This is a genomic window from Atribacteraceae bacterium (assembly GCA_035477455.1).
GTDB lineage: Bacteria > Atribacterota > Atribacteria > Atribacterales > Atribacteraceae > DATIKP01.
This window is the reverse complement of the sequence record DATIKP010000060.1, coordinates 1-16,470: the sequence shown is the minus strand read 5'-3', so window position 1 is coordinate 16,470 and position 16,470 is coordinate 1. Positions and strand designations below refer to the sequence as shown.

At 54.8% G+C, this 16,470-nt stretch carries 20 protein-coding genes; 13 read left to right on the top strand and 7 right to left on the bottom strand.

The features are described 5' to 3' along the window. Together VLH40_03480 and VLH40_03475 are read left to right on the top strand one after the other, a co-directional pair. A partial coding sequence (locus tag VLH40_03480; protein ID HSV31071.1) for an ATP-binding protein occupies positions 1-226 on the top strand: 226 nt, incomplete at its 5' end. Between the two features lie 58 nt (positions 227-284). Continuing rightward, complete coding sequence (locus VLH40_03475) at positions 285-599, top strand: hypothetical protein (protein HSV31070.1); 315 nt, start codon at positions 285-287, stop codon at positions 597-599. Positions 600-667: 68 nt separating this feature from the next. Here the strand turns inward: VLH40_03475 and VLH40_03470 are convergent, their stop codons facing one another. After that, positions 668-1,318, bottom strand: a complete 651-nt coding sequence (locus VLH40_03470; GenBank protein ID HSV31069.1) for a response regulator transcription factor — start codon at positions 1,316-1,318, stop codon at positions 668-670. An 82-nt stretch (positions 1,319-1,400) separates the two neighbouring features. Beyond that, the gene (locus tag VLH40_03465; protein ID HSV31068.1) at positions 1,401-2,933 is read right to left on the bottom strand and encodes a GAF domain-containing sensor histidine kinase; all 1,533 of its coding nucleotides are present in this window, start codon (positions 2,931-2,933) and stop codon (positions 1,401-1,403) included. 18 nt (positions 2,934-2,951) lie between these two features. On the opposite strand from VLH40_03465, the gene VLH40_03460 reads away from it, so the two are divergent. Then, complete coding sequence (locus VLH40_03460; GenBank protein HSV31067.1) at positions 2,952-3,344, top strand: UTRA domain-containing protein; 393 nt, start codon at positions 2,952-2,954, stop codon at positions 3,342-3,344. A 77-nt stretch (positions 3,345-3,421) separates the two neighbouring features. On the opposite strand, the gene VLH40_03455 is transcribed toward VLH40_03460, so the two are convergent. Further along, complete coding sequence (locus VLH40_03455; protein HSV31066.1) at positions 3,422-3,916, bottom strand: ureidoglycolate lyase; 495 nt, start codon at positions 3,914-3,916, stop codon at positions 3,422-3,424. A 172-nt stretch (positions 3,917-4,088) separates the two neighbouring features. On the opposite strand from VLH40_03455, the gene VLH40_03450 reads away from it, so the two are divergent. Beyond that, positions 4,089-5,219: a glycerate kinase gene (locus VLH40_03450; protein ID HSV31065.1), complete on the top strand. Its 1,131-nt coding sequence runs from the start codon at positions 4,089-4,091 to the stop codon at positions 5,217-5,219. Between the two features lie 66 nt (positions 5,220-5,285). Next, positions 5,286-5,453: a hypothetical protein gene (locus VLH40_03445; GenBank protein HSV31064.1), complete on the top strand. Its 168-nt coding sequence runs from the start codon at positions 5,286-5,288 to the stop codon at positions 5,451-5,453. A gap of 44 nt (positions 5,454-5,497) precedes the next feature. Here the strand turns inward: VLH40_03445 and VLH40_03440 are convergent, their stop codons facing one another. The 4 genes from VLH40_03440 to VLH40_03425 form a co-directional block, all read right to left on the bottom strand. Continuing rightward, positions 5,498-6,214, bottom strand: a complete 717-nt coding sequence (locus tag VLH40_03440; protein HSV31063.1) for a toast rack family protein — start codon at positions 6,212-6,214, stop codon at positions 5,498-5,500. A gap of 88 nt (positions 6,215-6,302) precedes the next feature. Beyond that, positions 6,303-6,476 (bottom strand): hypothetical protein, encoded by a 174-nt coding sequence (locus VLH40_03435; protein ID HSV31062.1) that lies wholly within the window; start codon positions 6,474-6,476, stop codon positions 6,303-6,305. Between the two features lie 15 nt (positions 6,477-6,491). Beyond that, a complete protein-coding gene (locus VLH40_03430; GenBank protein HSV31061.1) occupies positions 6,492-7,223 on the bottom strand; it encodes a hypothetical protein in 732 nt (243 codons plus the stop codon). After that, positions 7,223-7,417 carry a hypothetical protein gene (locus VLH40_03425; protein ID HSV31060.1) on the bottom strand — a complete coding sequence of 65 codons (195 nt, stop codon included), beginning with the start codon at positions 7,415-7,417 and terminating at the stop codon, positions 7,223-7,225. Before VLH40_03425 ends, VLH40_03430 begins: the two co-directional genes overlap by 1 nt. Before the next feature lie 455 nt (positions 7,418-7,872). Between VLH40_03425 and xseA the strand changes: the two genes are divergently transcribed. The 8 genes from xseA to VLH40_03385 all read left to right on the top strand — a co-directional run bounded on the left by xseA (position 7,873) and on the right by VLH40_03385 (position 16,465). Further along, positions 7,873-9,192, top strand: a complete 1,320-nt coding sequence (gene xseA / locus VLH40_03420) for an exodeoxyribonuclease VII large subunit (protein ID HSV31059.1) — start codon at positions 7,873-7,875, stop codon at positions 9,190-9,192. After that, entirely contained in the window at positions 9,185-9,445 is a 261-nt protein-coding gene (gene xseB / locus VLH40_03415; protein HSV31058.1) for an exodeoxyribonuclease VII small subunit, read from the top strand. Before xseA ends, xseB begins: the two co-directional genes overlap by 8 nt. 61 nt (positions 9,446-9,506) lie before the next feature. Continuing rightward, positions 9,507-10,631 carry a uroporphyrinogen decarboxylase family protein gene (locus tag VLH40_03410; GenBank protein ID HSV31057.1) on the top strand — a complete coding sequence of 375 codons (1,125 nt, stop codon included), beginning with the start codon at positions 9,507-9,509 and terminating at the stop codon, positions 10,629-10,631. 547 nt (positions 10,632-11,178) lie between these two features. After that, on the top strand, positions 11,179-12,342 hold the full coding sequence (locus VLH40_03405) for a hypothetical protein (GenBank protein ID HSV31056.1): 1,164 nt from the start codon (positions 11,179-11,181) through the stop codon (positions 12,340-12,342). A gap of 99 nt (positions 12,343-12,441) precedes the next feature. Then, positions 12,442-14,082, top strand: a complete 1,641-nt coding sequence (locus VLH40_03400; GenBank protein ID HSV31055.1) for a PhoU domain-containing protein — start codon at positions 12,442-12,444, stop codon at positions 14,080-14,082. A gap of 16 nt (positions 14,083-14,098) precedes the next feature. Continuing rightward, a complete protein-coding gene (locus VLH40_03395) occupies positions 14,099-14,977 on the top strand; it encodes a GAK system ATP-grasp enzyme (protein HSV31054.1) in 879 nt (292 codons plus the stop codon). Beyond that, positions 14,970-16,055, top strand: coding sequence for an HprK-related kinase B (locus VLH40_03390; GenBank protein ID HSV31053.1), 1,086 nt, complete (start codon positions 14,970-14,972; stop codon positions 16,053-16,055). The genes VLH40_03395 and VLH40_03390 overlap by 8 nt, the downstream gene beginning before the upstream one ends. 41 nt (positions 16,056-16,096) lie before the next feature. After that, positions 16,097-16,465 (top strand): amphi-Trp domain-containing protein, encoded by a 369-nt coding sequence (locus VLH40_03385; GenBank protein ID HSV31052.1) that lies wholly within the window; start codon positions 16,097-16,099, stop codon positions 16,463-16,465. Positions 16,466-16,470: the final 5 nt, after the last annotated feature.

Here is a 16,470-nt window from a genome sequence, read left to right as displayed (position 1 = left end):
TGTTTCCCAGGCCTATGAGAAACAAAGCATCATCATTACGTCGAACCTGCAATTCGGGCAGTGGAACAGCGTGCTCGGCGACAACAGGTTAACTGCGGCAATGATCGACCGCCTTGTTCATCATGCGCATATCCTGGCTTTTACCGGTAAAAGTTTCAGGTTGAAACAGGCCTTGTCCGGAGTGAAAAATACCGGAATTGATGATGCGGAGGTGGATGAAACATAAAAAGAACATATGTTTTTCCCTTCCCCCTAGGGGGAAGGGGGGATCCCTTCTATCGTACATGTACCGTACACAAACGATGGCAGCCTTCTATCTCTGCACTTTTACGCTGCCGAACTATGTAATTTTATCTTGCCAAACACATGCGCTGGTTCATAAAGCGGAATCACAAGTTCTCGGCATCAGCCAGGCGCTGTTCGGCCGACCGGCCCTCTGGGGTCATCCCTGGGAAGCGGTGGATCCGCTTTTCGTGGCCCTTCCCATCGCAGCGGTCTTGACCTGGATCGTCAGCCTCTATACCAAACCGATGGAAGCGAAACACCTGAACGAATGCTTCAATGGCATGTCCATGAAAACAGCCATTCGGAAGGCCTGAGTGAAGAACCAAGTGATATGAACTGAGCCGTCCCATCACACCCTCGGTAGTCGGCGTTTGTGGGACGGCTAACGGATACCCTCCCGGACAGCCCTGATGGCCAGTTCCACCCGGTCTTTGAGGTTGAGTTTACGCAGGATCGAACTGATGTGGTTCTTGACCGTGCTCTCGCTGATAAAAAGAGTTTCGGCGATATCCGAGTTGGATTTCCCCTGTACAATGGATTTGACGATATCCATCTCCCGGCGAGAGAGAATCCGGTATAACTCCGATTCATCCTCTTTCCCGGGTGAAAACTTCCTCATCAAGTCGATCACCTTGGAATAAATCCGGTCGCTGAGCAAAATTTCCCCAGCCAGGCAACTATGAATACTTTTGATCAGGCGCTCAGGCGAATCCTGTTTCAGGATATAACCACGAGCCCCTTCTTTCATGGCCCGGGAGATGATCTCTTCGTCTTCTTCCACCGTCAGCATGACCACCGGAATATTCGGATACAGCACACTGGCCTCCCGTAAAAAATCGATACCGGTTTTGCCGGGCATGTTGAAATCAACCATCACCAAGTCCACGGGAAATTCGGCAAGCTGAGCTATGGCTTCCCGTACCGATTGCGCGGTAAAGGCCACCTGTAGCCCGCCCTCCTCTTCCAGAAGCTTTTTCAGCCCGGCCAAAAAGATGGGATGATCATCAACCAGTGCGATCTTTGTTGTATTCAACGTGATGCCTCCCTTGAAACAATCGAAATCGGTGATCCATGACTGGTGTTCAACGATATCATTGCGTGCTTCATTGACCGGATCAGTCTTCAGGCAGTGGAATTTTGGCCATGATCCTGGTCCCTTCACCGGGCCGGGTAAAGACCCGGAAACTGCCCTTGAGGAGGCGAATCCGCTCCCGAAGGTTGGATAGACCGAAATGTTCTCCCTGGTTTTTACTGGTTTTTTCCCGCATATTGAACCCCTTCCCGTTATCCTTGACCAAAATGCTCAACGTATTGTTCTGCTGGACGAGCGACACCTCCACCTGGTTCGCTTCTGCGTGTTTCTGGATGTTCGCCAGCGCTTCCTGAACGATCAAGGTCACCATCTTGAATATACCATAGGGGATCTTGGGCACCGGGATCCTGGAATCAAGATGAATATCCAGGCCGGGGCTGGAGAACAACCGAACCAGGTCTTGTATTTTTTCTTCAAATCGGCTACGGGATACCGGCTTCCCCTTCAGCTCGGAAATGATAAAGCGGGACTCTTCCAACCCCAGGTCGTTGAGGCTTTTAATCTTTTCCAGGACTTTCCGCTGTTCCTCACTGAAAGAGACCTGGGAGTTCTCCAGAAAATGGAGGTAAATTTGGGTCGAAGCCAGAATCTGGGCCAACCCGTCATGAAGTTCCCGGGCGATCCGGTTGCGCTCTCTCATCCGGGTCAGTTTCCGGCTCTCTCCAAACAGGAACAGGTTTTGCAGACAGGAACCGGATAGATTGGCGACCATGGAGAGCACCAGCGAATCGATGATATCAATCGGTTGTTCTTGTATACCCAAAAAGAGGTAATACGGTTCATCGGCCAAGCTGATCGGTAAAACCAGGAATCGCTTGTGTTCCTCAAATGTCATGCTTCCGGGTTTCCTGGTTTCCAGGTAATCACTGACCAACCCATGAATTTCCTGAAGCCTTTTCCAGGTGAATGTTTTCGGCCATTCCTGCCGGTATACCAGGTAGGGCCTCACCCGGGACAATCGAAAAACGGCAGCCTGCCTGATGCCGGTCAAAATTTTTACCGAGTAATATATCCTGGAGAATACATCGTTCGGACATTCGGTGAAACTCATACCGGAAAACAGCGGTGTGATTTCTGACAGGGCGACCAATATTCGTTCCCGGTCCCTGCGTAACGCGTTCTCTTCGATCAATAGTGCGATATTGGTGGTCAGGGCTTGTAAGCGAGGAAGCCCTGAATGATCGAAACTTTTACCGGATCGGTTCAGGTTGAGAACCCCTACGACTTGTCCGTTTTCCCGCTTGATCGGCAACGAGATGGATAATTCGTTCCGCTCTCTGCGCCGAGAGGGAAAACTGATATCGGCCTCTCCGATCAGGATCGGTTTTCCAGTCCGGTAGACCTCTTCAGAAACACTATCCACGGAAAGGGGAATGGTTGATCCGATATATTCTTCCCTCAAGCCGCGACCGGCGGCGATCGTCAACCGGGAATTATCCTCGGCCAGTAAAATCGATCCGGTCGATGCCCCGGAAATGACAATCGCCAAATCAACGATGTGATCGAGACACTCCCTCTCGGTACCCGAAAATGTTTCGGTGATGGTCGAGATCATTCTTACCCTCTTGACAGTATGACAGGTCGCCGTACACGAAGTACACCGCTCATCCATTTCAAGTATAACACAGCAAAAATGGAGTGTTCAATTTCCCTGGGCTTTTTACCGGTACGCCCGGAGCTGCCTGATTTCGACATGGAAAAGGAGTCTCTCTACGCGGTGTTTCAGAAGCTGCACCACCCCCCCGCCTGGGCGAAACAGGATATGGAGGCCGTCGTGGCCGACCGGGAACTGGGAGAACTGCTCGGAGTGCCGAAAGGTTCCCCTTGTCTCTTGAGTGAACGAACCACTTATGATGAAGAAGGGGTTCCGATCGAACACAATGTGACTTATTTCCGGGGCGATCGCTGCCGTTTTACGGTCAACCTCACCAATCCATCCCTCGTTAAAAGTAGCGTGACCACATAGCAAGGCCTCGCCCGGGACGACGAGAGCCCCCTTCTCCCGAATCTTCCCCCTTTTTTTACATCGTCTGTCCCCTTGGCTCAGGGGGAAGCGCTGAACCCTTTTCGGCACTCCACCACTTCACAATCGTTATGGTAGGTACGTTCTGCCAGGAGAATCAGGACATTGACCGGGTCGTTTCCCCGGGCGAAAACGGCGTGATGCCAGACTCCGATTTTCAGGCGGACCAGAGTGAGTCGGGGGACGGCAAATACCTCGACGGCGAGATCTGGTATCGCCTGGGGCGCTCCGCCTACGTGCATGAACACATCCCCGTCCAGGGGGAGCAGGCCTTCCTCGGTATCGTGATGATGCTCGGTGAATTCGATCTCGTATGCCCGGGGATACACTCGCAATAGCGAAACACCCAAAATGGATTTACCGATGTTCTGGATCACCAGATCCGGGTAGAATTCGACCGGCGATTTGCCGAGCAGTTGAAAGTTTTCCGGCCCCACCTGGGCGAGGTGGACATACTCTCCGTACTTCTGGAACGCCTCCTGGCTGAGCGATTGAACGGTGAGCGTTTGGTTCATGATGGCCTCCTTATAAAAATGGAACAGTGATCGGTGAACAGTGAAAGGGTAGAAGGGTCGATGCCGTTGGACCCGCCGACCTGTTGACTTTGCCCTCAAAAAAGGATATCAGTCTGTGTTAGGATAGACAAGGGACGAATTGTTCACCGCTTTTACAGGAAGGAAAAAAGTCATGCGTGTTTTGCTGTGTCCGGATTCGTTTAAAGATTGCCTTTATGCCTGGGAGGTCGCCGCGGCGCTGGAAAAGGGACTGCGGGACATTCGGCCGGAGTGGGATATTGTGGCAAAGCCTTTGGCCGACGGGGGCGAGGGTACCGCTATGTGCCTCTTTCGCGGGATCGGTGGGGAACTGGTCCGCTTGACGGTGACCGGTCCTCTGGGGGAACCGGTGGAGGCGTTGTTGCTCCTACTTGCGGAGGGGAAGACTGCTGTGATCGAATTGGCCCAGGCCGCCGGGTTGGGTCTGGTTCCCCAAAAACAGCGGGACCCCGAGAAGACAACGACTTATGGGGTGGGTGAACTCATTGGTCACGCGCTGGACCGGGAGTGCCGGCGGATCCTGGTGGCGATAGGGGGAAGCGCCAGCAACGACGCCGGAATGGGGGCCTTGCGGGCGCTGGGGGCCCGTTTTTTCGATGTCCACGGGCGGGAGTTGTCTGGAATTGGCGAGGAGCTGGAGCGTCTCACTCGGATCGATACGCGGAACCTCGACGCCCGGTTGCGGGATCGGGAAATCCTGGTGCTCAGTGATGTGGCCAACCCTCTTTACGGGCCGGAAGGCGCCGCCTATGTCTACGCCCCCCAAAAGGGGGCTTCGCCGGAGGCGGTAGTACGCCTCGACCGGGGATTACGCCGGTTTGCCGAAGTGGTCCGGCGCATGACGGGGAGCGCGGTCGATGATCTGCCCGGCGGCGGAGCGGCCGGGGGGATCGGAGCAGGTCTTGCGGCATTGTGTGAAGCGAAGCTCACACCGGGTATCGATATGATCACCCGGTTGCTTCACCTCCCCGAAGCGGTCCAGACCTGTGATTGTGTCGTAAGCGGGGAAGGCCTGATCGACCGCCAGACCTTTTACGGAAAGGCTATTCAAGGGGTATTCGAATTGTGCCGGGACCTGCACAAGCCCCTTATCTTGGTCTGTGGCCGGCTGGACGCGGACGCGGAAGAAAAATTCGTCAGGGCGGGGGTATTTCTTTTTCCCATTACCCCTGGTCCTCTGATGCTCGACGAATCACTGGCAAGCACGGGGTATCTGCTGGAACGCACCGCCCGGCGGATGTCGGTGTTTTTGTCCTTATTGTGAAGCCGTTAGCCCCAACCGGAAAGCTAACCCTTAACCCTTTTACTTAGTATTTTCGGAGCCGTCCTGATGAACCAGCGGGGTTGGGGAGGAAAAAATATTTTCTTCCTCTCTGGCCTGACCATCAACGCCGGAGAGGGCGTGGTGACCCCGAAAACCTTCGGTACCCTGATTCCGCTGATCGAAGCGGGGATTCGCCGATTCATCGTCTCTTCTCGACCTGATCCCATTGCGTGAGGGATCGGGGAAGGGATGAGGCGGTGAAGGGGAGGCCTTTTCCTTCATCCCTTGATCACCACCTCTCCAACTATGTTTCTTAGCCTGATGTTGAGCGTGACCGGCGAAGTGTGGTAGGCCAGGTTAACGTACGCGCCGTCCTCTTCGGTCAGATTTCGCGCATCGACTTGACCCACGACCGTTTGGGCTTCGACCCGTACCCCCACGGCGGAGGGCAGGAGCAGATGAAGCGTTCCTGCCGCCATGTCCAACTCGATGTTGCAGTCCTGCGCCCAAGCTCCGGTCAGGTCCAGGATCATTTCCCCCGCACCGACTTTGATATTCAGACTTCTGAGGTTCAGCCATCCCATCGAGAGGTCGGCCTTCCCCGCTCCGACTTTCACGGTGAGGTCCAGAGGCACTTGGTTGTTGAGCAGGATATTCCAGCGATTTTCGAGAGGACCGAAATGGAAGAAACTGAGTACCGAAAGATCCTGGTCGATCTCGACCCGGGTCAGGGAATTGCGCCGTATATGTTCTAACTCCGGCTCCCAGTGCTCATTGGCATAGCGGAATTCGGCTTCGATCAACTCCATCGCTCCACCGGAGACTAGGAGTTCTCCGACTCCGAATTGGATTTCCACCCGAGCGCTTTCCGCCGTTTCCAGAGGGACGGTCCGTCGCTCTTCGATCGAGCTGGCCATAACCGGCAGGGTGGCAATCAGAAGCACCAGACCAACGAGACCGATGATGCCTATCATCTTAAACCAACGCTTTTGCATACAAACACCTCCTTTCCTATGGAAAAAAACTGTGATCAGTGATCAGTGAACGGTGTATTAACGCTCTCAGCGATTTTGGTGGTGTACTTCATTGTTCCTTGAACCAGTGCTCGTCCAGTTCATAGACCACGTCGTTGACCGGTTGGGTGATGAGCCGATCAAACGCCGAAGCGATATCGCGCAATCCGCCGTTATACAGGTCGACTGAGGCGATAATGGTGACGATGATCAGGATCAGTAGGAACCAGTATCGGGATCGCATGGCGACCCTCCCCTCTCAAGCTTGGACATGATGTTCCATCAACCAGGCGCCGAGGAAAAACAGGACCAGAAAGCCCACCACCAGGGCGAAGAGGGGAGCCGGGTCGATCTGGATGACCGAAGGCGTCAAAAGGTCGGCGGCGGTCGGGTCACTTATCCGGAGGGCGAGATTCGGAAGCCCGGTGAGCAGGGGGACCAGAAGAGTGGCCAACCGGCCGATACCCCACAGGGACAGGAGAAATACCCAGACAGCGGCCAGAACGCTAAAGCGCCCGCACAGGCGCCCGGCGATATAGGCGAATTGGGAAAGGCAGGCAAACGCGAGGGTGGAAAGGGCCAGTCCCACGACCACCAAAACCCGGAGGGGCGGGGTGAAATCCGGGGGGATCAGCGTACCGCCCAGTAACGTTGCCCCGGTGATGATCAGGCCGGCACCCAAGAGGAGCTCCAGGAAGATCGCTATTTGCTTGATGGAAAGAATGGTCATCCCTTGCAAGGGGAGGAAGCGTGAGAGAACTCTGGTCCGATTTGGCCATTCACGACGCAACGTGGTGACCCCGGCGATCAGGGAGAAAAAGGGTAAGACCGCAAGCGGTAGGAGGCTGAGGGCCAGAATCAAATCCCGGCTCCAGGCGTTCGTTTGCGTAAACAGGAAGAGGTCCCAGGCCGCGATCACGACGGTGATGGCCAGAAAGGTCGTCCGGGAGGCTTTGAGCTCTTTCAGCCACAGTGTCTGGCGCTCTTCCATTAAAGTGCCGCCTTTCCGATGAGTTCCTGGATCGGGTTCCGGGATTTCTGAGCGCTCTTGTTTCGACCAATCAGTTCACCGATCGCTACCTTGGGTCCGGTACAGGTGATCTCCTCGTGGATCCTGGTCCACATGCTAACCCTAGATACCCCGGGGATTTGGACCAGGGGGACTAAAGCAGGCGAACCGCTCATGTTTCCTCACCTCACCCGGCGTAGACCATAAGCGGACTTTGCCAGGAAAAGCCACGGTGGGGCCATTCTGGCCGATGGATCATTTTATGCCGGCTGAAGAAAATAACGCACCATTTAGACATGTTCATTGTTACCCCTCCGTATCCTGATTCGGCATACCAGCCGGATTCTCCTTCGTACTACCGGGGTTTACCCGAAATGTTCCCGTCTGGCGTAAGGTTCTCTCTTTCTACATTCTTCATTCAGCATAGGATTTTTCATCTTCTTCGTCAAGGATGCCGGATCGACCGCAAAGGGGCTCATGCCGGAGTCGGAACTGGTCGCGCTGGCCGGCTTCCGCGTTTAGTGAACCGTCTTTTCCATAGTCAAAGGTGAAGGATTAAGGTATATTATTTCTGGAAAGTCGGTAGCGCCTGCACCCACCGGCTAGGGAGGCCGGAAAGCGAGAAACGTCTATGAGAATTTTCAACGACACCCCCTGGACCTTGTCCCAGGTTCTGCTATCGGTTCGGGAGATCATCAGCGAGGTGTTTCCAGAGACCCTTTGGATTATCGCGGAAATCGCGGACATCCGGAAGGATACGCAGAAGGGTCATGTTTATCTCGAGCTGGTGGAAAAAAAGGATGGTCTGACCCTGGCCAAAGCCAAAGGCAATATCTGGAATGCGACCGCCCGGGGCCTGTTGGCCCGGTTTCGCAGTGCCACCGGAGAAGAGCCCCGGGCCGGAATGAATATCCTTTTCGCCGCCCAGCTCGTCTTTCGTGAGGTATACGGCTTCAGCCTGACCATCCAGGACATCGATCCGCTCTATACCCTGGGTGAGATGGCCCGGAAAAAACGGGAGGTGCTGGAACGGCTGGAACGGGAAGATCTCCTGGATCGGAACCGCTCTCTTTCCATTCCCCCGTTAATCAAGGTCATTGCCGTTATTTCCAGTCCGGAGGCGGCCGGCTACGATGATTTCTGCCGGCATCTGGCTGACAACAGCTACGGTTACCACTTTCTATACCACCTGTTCCCGGCCCGGATGCAGGGAAGAGAAGCGGAACAGTCGATTATTGGGGCGCTGCGGCGGATCGAGAGGGTCGGGCGGTATTTCGACCTCGCGGTGATAATCCGGGGAGGCGGTTCGGTGACGGATCTCAACTGTTTCGATGGCTATAACCTGGCTAATGCGGTCGCTCGCTTCCCTCTGCCGGTTCTCAGCGGGATCGGACACCAACGGGACGAGACGGTCCTGGACCGGGTAGCCCATACCCGCCTGAAAACCCCCACGGCCGTGGCCGATTTTTTGATCGGACGGACCCGGGAATTCGAAGAGCGGCTGCTCCAAGCCCAGGAAACGCTCCGCCGGGGTGCGGAACGGGTGTTAGTGAATGAGCGGTACCGCTTGAGCCTAGAGGGGAAGCATTTTTTGTCGACCGCCCTGGCGTTGCTTGGCGAACTTTGGCACTGTCTCTCCCTGAATGACTGGAAATTGCCGGTGGTCGTGGACTCGATCCTCCGACACGGCCAAGAGGGTATCGAAACCCTCTGGAGCCGGTTTGGACTCGACCTATGTCATCGCTTCCGCCGGGAGTGGGAAACCTTGACGCAACAAGAGCAGGTCATTGCGCTTCTTGATCCGGTCAATGTCCTGAAGCGGGGGTACAGCATAACGCTATGCCGGGACGGTACGGTACGGGAGGCTCGGATGGTTCAGCCGGGCGATGTTCTGACGACCAAATTCTGGAAAGGGACGGCGGTCAGCCGAGTGGAGGAGACCCATGAATGAAACGCCGGAACAACTGACGTATAGTGCGGCGATGGCGGAGCTGGAAGCTCTGGTGAAGAAGATCGAACAAGAGGAAATACCGGTGGACGATCTGGCCGATAAAGTCAAGCGGGCCGCCTGTCTGATTAATTACTGCAAAAAGCGGCTGAAGAGCACCGAAGACGAGGTGAGAACGGTGCTGGACGGTCTGAGCGCAGAGGACCTAACCGTTCCTAGGGAAAGTATGGGAGAAAACCGGAATGGGTGTGCTTGAACCGGGCGCCCGGTCCCGATTACTGAAAGTTCAGCGCCGGACGCTTGGAAGGAGGTAGTATATGACTTTATCCCCTCGGGAACGGATCACGCGAGTCCTCAGGAGATCCGGAACGGTCGACCGGATCCCCTGGAGCCTCGATTTCGGGGCCAGTTCTGCTTTTACCCCGGGTTTTTACCGCAAATTTGTCGAGACTACCGGCATCACTGACCCCGCCGAACATTTTGGGTTTGAGGTCCGGATTGCACATGCCGAAGCCGAATACCCCCGCTACCACACCTCCTCAGGTAGCTTCGGGTTACGCCTGACCTCCAATGGGATCACCCCCGACTTCTTCGACCCGCCGTTACCGGAGAAGGCGACTCTTACCCCCTGGGGGGTGGGACTAATACCCTGGCCGGACAATCCCGGTTCGGAGGAGATGGTCCATCCTCTCAAAAGCGCCGCTTCGGCCTCCGAACTCCGGGATTACCCCGTACCCGGGATCGACATCGGAAGCGAGCCCCTGGTGCGTAAGCGCGCCGCCCTCCTCCGGGAACAGGGCTACCTCTCGGCGGCTTACTGCGGGAGCATCTACGAGTGGTGCCACTGGCTGCGGGGCATGGAAGAATTCATGATCGATCTGCTCACCCGGCCGGAGATGGCCCAGGCCCTCATCGAAACTGTTGCCGCCTTTACCCATGAGCTCGCCCGGGCGCACGCTGCGGCGGGGGTGGAACTCCTCTGTTTTTACGACGACTATGGGATGCAGAGTTGTCTGCAGATCCATCCCGATCTGTGGCGGCGCTTTTTCAAGCCGGCCTGGCAAACCATCGTTCAGGATTTGAAGGGGAGGTACCCGGACTGCTTCTTTTTTCTTCATTCCTGCGGCCATATTCAAGAGGTGGTCAAAGACTTGGTCGAAGTGGGGTTTGATATCCTCCACCCCCTGCAGCCGGAGTGCCAGAACCCGGAGAAAATCATCAGACAGTACGGCGACCGAATGAGCTTTTGGGGGACGATCAGCGTCCAGCATACCCTTCCCTTCGGAACGCCCGAAGAGATCGAAAACGAAGTGAAATCCCGAATGGATTTGGCCCGGGTGTTGCCCTCCCTCATCGTCTCCCCGGCCAACACCCTGGGCCAGGAAATCCCGGTGGAGAATGTCCTGGCCTATATCACGGCCTGTCGGAAGTGGGCGGGATGAAGACAGAAGATCGGAGAACGCATTTTTACTTAAGACCTCGGAATTGTAAACGTATCCGGCTAACTTGATCGGCCTGAAGAGGGCAGTAAACCCCCGGGAGGGATCATCAAATAGTATTTTGATTCTGCTGCAAAAGCTCATTTCAGCGAGGCCCCGTTGCCATCAACAACGCCTCATCTGGCATTTTCTCGCACGCATCAATGACCACGTCTGGTTGCAGTGCTGCTAAAAAGGCCATCCTTGGCCTTTTTACTTCGAAAATGCGGTGATTTCGGCGGCTGACTTAGGCAACTCAGACCCAGGCTTCCTTCGTTCTTTTGCAGCAAAATTACTTATTGCAGTAGAATCAATTTTGAATTCTGGTAGCGAATTCAGGCTTATGAAATATTAGGAAACTTTAACATATCGGGCGAACACCAGTCGCCATTTACCGTTACAATATGTGATGAGGGAATCCTTTCACTCTGCCATTTCTCTTTCCCAGGGGTGGGAGAGGGTGGGACGGTCCCTAAATTGCTATATTGGAATTTCAGGAGCCATGAACCTGATGAGGATGAAATCACCGGCTCAAATCGATATTCCGGATCTTTCATCTATCTCCCGGGATCTCAGCGAATGGGACCAGGAAACGTACCTGAAAATCGTTTCTACCCACTTGACGCTGGAGCAGGTGGAATGGATTATCGCTCCTCCCCGCATCTACCCGGAGCAGGAACACGTTCTGGCCATTCACTGGCATCCGGAGTATGTACCCCTTGATCTAATCGAACGGCGCATCACGACCATGTTCCCCAACCGGAAAAACGAATTGGTCATTCCCACCCAGCACAACATTCCCCTCGACTATCACGAGTACACCGGTGTGGAGGTGGACTGTTTCTCCCGTGAGTTCAACCGGAAAGTCCAACTCCTGTTCCATTTCGAAACCGCCAAATTGAAGTCTCCCCGGGCCGACGTGTTCAAAGCTATGCTCCAGCATACTTTTCAGTATCGTTCCAGCCAGCTCTACGACTTTATCGACACCATTCTGGAGCCCAGCCGGGAAGATCGTTTACATCAGGTGGCCGGTGAAACCGGAGCCAATGATGAACTGATCGGGTTCGTCCGGCTGTACATTAGTAAACTCAAGAGACTCATTGACAGTAACCGCTCGGTGACCCCGGCTGAGATGATCAAGAACAAGCTGATCCGCGACTGGTTCGATGAATTACGGGAACTCTACGACGACCGGTTGATCAACCGGGCCCAGGTCTTTTTGAAGGTGGTCAAGGAGGTCGTCAAAGCCCATTTCACCCTCGATTATTTTTACCAGACCAAGGAGGTGATCGAAGAAGGGCGCTCCCTGGGAGCGGGGATCGTCATTCCCCATCCCGAGCAGTTCTGGCCGATTCTTCTGGCTGACTACGACGTTGACGGGTACGAAGTGTGGAACCCCCAGTCCCGGGAGTTCACCGAGTTTTTCATCAACGTGGTGAACCGCCGGAACAAGAGCCGGGAAGGGTGGGAACGGTCGGTCCTCGTGTTCATGGGAGACGATACCCACATGAGCGAGAAGGCCAGGAATCCGATATTGCAGGACCGGGAGAAGGTCGGCCGGGAAATCGGCCTTCAGGAAGCCTGGGACGACCTGGCGATCCGCAAGAGCCTGATTGTGGCCAATTCCGACCGTCCCCGGATCATCAGGGAATACAAGAATCGACTTAGGGGGTGAATGGGTGTGACTTTCAAGATCAGGTGGTTGAAGGAAGTAGTACCAAATAGTAGGAGCGGCGGCTCCCGGATCGTTAGGCGAGAGTTGCTTGATTGACCGATGCTCTATACCCGGACGGTTAAAGAGAACCTACGTTTTTTAGTCTTTGAGGTCACCAAGCAGGTGGAGGATACTGTTGAAGTTATCAAGGGGAATAACGGGAAACTGGTCGAGAAAATCTTGGATCGGGAAGAGTACGTCGATATCCTGAAAAGTCTGGTGATCAATCAGTGTTTTGCCCGTCACCAGGATCCTGCCCAACTGGAGCAGAAAGATCTCGACCTGATGCGGGCTATCTACATCACCGCTAACAACCTGGAACATATTTCGGATTTCCTAGTCAATATCGTGGGGCAGATCCGGTATCTGAGTGATCTCGCCTTTTTTCAGCAGTACCAGTACAAGCCCTTTTTTCAAGAAATCTTCGGGGCGATAGGCCTCATCGACCGGGCTCTTTTTAACCGGGACATCAACCAGGCGCTTATCATCTGCCGGAGTGAGTTTCAGCTCGACGATCTCTTCAGGGCGGTATTTCATACGATCATGGAAAACCTGCGTTTCGGGCGGGAGACCGAAAACTTGGTCACCACCCTCTTTATGTTCCGCTATCTGGAACGCATCGGTGATTCCTTGCTTAACATCGGGGAGGCGATTATCAGCGTCGTGGTCGGTGAAAACCTGAAGATTCACCAGTACCAAGCTCTGGAGGAGAGCCTCAAGTCCTCGGAGATATCCTTGGGGAGTCAGGGCCTCTCTTTCCAGGCCTACTCGGAAACCCGATCCGGCCTCCGGGTCGGAAAAGTGGAAGGCCGGGGTGAAACGAAACGAGCCCAGCGGGTCATTTTTAAGGAAGGACGGCTGAAGAAACTCATTGAGGAAAAAGAGGCAATTGAAAAATGGCACAGGCTCTTTCCCGGGCTCGCTCCCAGCGTGTTCGGCTTTCAGCGCTTTGGAGAAAATGGAGCGCTCCTGCTTGAATATATGGGTGAGGAGACATTCCAGAGCGTTCTTCTGCACCGTGACGTTCAGGTCTTGGACGAAGCGCTCGAAATCCTCACCGGTACACTTCGCCGAATTTGGACCGAAACCCGGATTCCGGACCCGGTGAACGCCTCTTTTCTGCATCAGCTCGCTGGCCGGCTCGCTGACGTATACAAGGTCCATCCCTATTTTCGACGGGATCCGGAACCGAGCGGGGCGACGGAAATCCCCTCTTATGAGGAACTACTCCAAGAAGCCATGTCCCTTGAAGAACAGGCGCCGGCGCCGTTTTCGGTATTCATCCACGGAGATTTCAACCTGGATAACATCATTTTCAACAAGGAGAGCCGGCGGATCTACTTTATCGATCTCCACCGGTCTGCCTATCAGGATTATGTCCAGGACATTTCGGTATTTCTGGTATCTCATTTTCGCCTGCCGGTGTTCGATTCCGCCGTCCGAAAAAAACTCGATCACTCGATCCTGAAGTGTCTTGACTTTTCCCGGTCCTTTGCCAGAGACAGTGACGATCCAACTTTCGAAATCCGACTGGGTTTGGGCTTGGTGCGGTCTCTGGCCACTTCCACCCGTTTCGAGCTCAAGGAGGATTTCGCCCGGGTTATGTTCCGGCACTCACGTTTTCTGCTGGAGCACATCCTCCAATTCATGGGAAAGCCCTGGGAAGACTACCACATTCCTTTGGAAGCGCTATTGTCGTGAATACGGAGAGGATTTGATGAAAAAAGTCGGGGTCATCGGCATACCCGGCGGCTGGTCATCGGAGAAATTGGCCGATGTTCTGGAACGGAAAACCGGTTTCCGGTTTTTGGTGGACATGGAAAGCCTGGTTTTCGATGTCCACCGGGGACAAGTGTTGTACCGGGGGGAGGATCTGTCTTCGTTTGACGCTATGGTTATAAAAAAAATCGGGTCTCACTATTCGCCGGATTTCTTGGATCGGTTGGAGATCCTCCGTTTTCTGAAGGAGAGGGGCCTGCGGATTTTTTCCGATCCTTATCGGATTCTCCGGGTGTTGGACCGGTTGGTCTGTACGGTGACCATGCGTTTGGGGGAGATTCCCATTCCCCCGACTTTCGTCACGGAAAGTCTGGAAGAGGCCTGCCGGGCGGTGGAGGAGTTTGGCCGGGCGGTTTTGAAGCCTCTTTATACAACCAAGGCCAGAGGCATGCTCGTGGTCGAAGCGGGCCGGGACTGTGCAAAGATGGTGGAGCGTTTTCGGTCCGCCGGAAATTCGGTGATCTATATCCAGCAAATGCTTGACCTGCCCGGCCGGGACCTGGGGATCGCTTTTCTGGGAGGTCGGTACCTGGCAACGTATGCCCGGGTAAGGGGGGGTGATTCCTGGAATACCACCACTTCCTCCGGCGGCCGGTACGAGGCGGTCGATCCGCCGGAGGAAGTGATTGCCGTCGCGAAGCGAGCCCAGGACCTGTTCGGTCTCGATTACACGACGGTAGACGTGGTGGAAACCGGCATGGGGCCTCTGGTTTTTGAGGTATCCGCCTTCGGGGGGTTCCGTGGTCTTTTAGAATCCCACTCGCTGGACGCTGCCGAACTTCTGGTCGATTATGTCCTGGAGGACCTCGATGGATAATCTCTTCGATTCCGGCATCCTGGGAGCCGCCGTCCGCGTTCTGGAACGCTTTCCTCCCCGGGAGAGCTTGACTCTCCTGTTCGGGGACAGCCGGATTCGCGTGACCAGCAACGATCCCAACCTCATCGCTGCCTTGCGCCGTTATTACCGGGTATTCACCGCTGTGTCCTCGAATAATATAAATATCGAGGTCATGGCTTTGGAGGGACCGACGATCGACCCCGGAAAGGGTCTGGTGGTCAAGCCGCCGGACCCCGGTAAAATGAAGATCAAGGAGGAATACCGGGAAATTCCTGGGGGACGGGTGGTGCGCAAGAGACTCACCGGGATGATCTTTGTCTTCGGAAGCGGGGTGAACCTGGCCATCGGTCCCTGTCTGACCAACGCCAACCAGGTGATCAATTTTATCAACAGCCGTTACATCCAATGGATGCTTGACCGGGGATGTTTGTTATTTCACGCCGCAGGGGTCTGCCAGGGACGGACTGGCTTGGCTCTGGCCGGTTTCGCCGGACGGGGCAAATCAACGCTGGCCCTGCGCTTGGTCAGGAAAGGCTGGCGCTTTGTGAGCAACGACCGTCTCCTGGTCAAGAAAGGGGAGGGACGGAAGACCATGTACGGGGTGGCGAAACTCCCCCGAGTCAACCCCGGAACTCTTTTGGCCGATCCGGCGTTACACGGTGTTCTCTCCGAAGGGGACCGTCGACGGTATGCTGAAGTTCCCGCTCTCCGGCTCTGGGATCTCGAGCACAAGCATGACGTGTATCTGGACGAAGTATTCGGTGAAGAAACGTTCGTGCTCTGTGCTCCTCTGAGCGCTCTTGTCCTTTTGAACTGGAAAAAAGATATCGGGATGCCATGTTTTCGGCTGGTCGACCTCCGGGAGCGAAATGACTTGATGCGGTCGTTCGTCAAATCTCCAGGGCTCTTCTACCAGCCGGATCCGAACCACCCGTTGCCGGACTTCTCGGTTGAACGCTACTTGGAGGTCTTGAATGGCTCTCCAGTATTCGAGGTTACTGGAGGAATCGACTTCAACGAGGCGGCCCGCTTTGTCGCCTCGCTCCAAAATGGGTGAACTTTTTTTCACATCAACTATCTTTAAGACGGGAGGTAATTATGAGTAAAAAAGAAGTGCGGTTAAAGGGAAGGATGGATCTGAACACTGTCGTTTCGTATCTCGAGGAACTGGTGAAGTCGATCAAGGAGGGCAAGGTCTATGTCCAGCAGGGCGACGAGTACGTAGCCCTGCACCCGGTGGAGATGATGGATTTTACGGTGGAAGCCAGCCGGAGAAAAGACCAGGAAAAACTGATTCTGGAGATCAGCTGGCATAAGGAATCGACCATCCCCACGAGACCGGAATTCCGGATCACTTCGGTGGAACCGGAGATCCCGCCGGAGGAAGAGGAACATTCCGAGTGTGAAAAAGAGAGCGATAGCCGGGAAGAGGACGATGAAGAGGACGATGAAGAGGACGATGAATAGGCGTT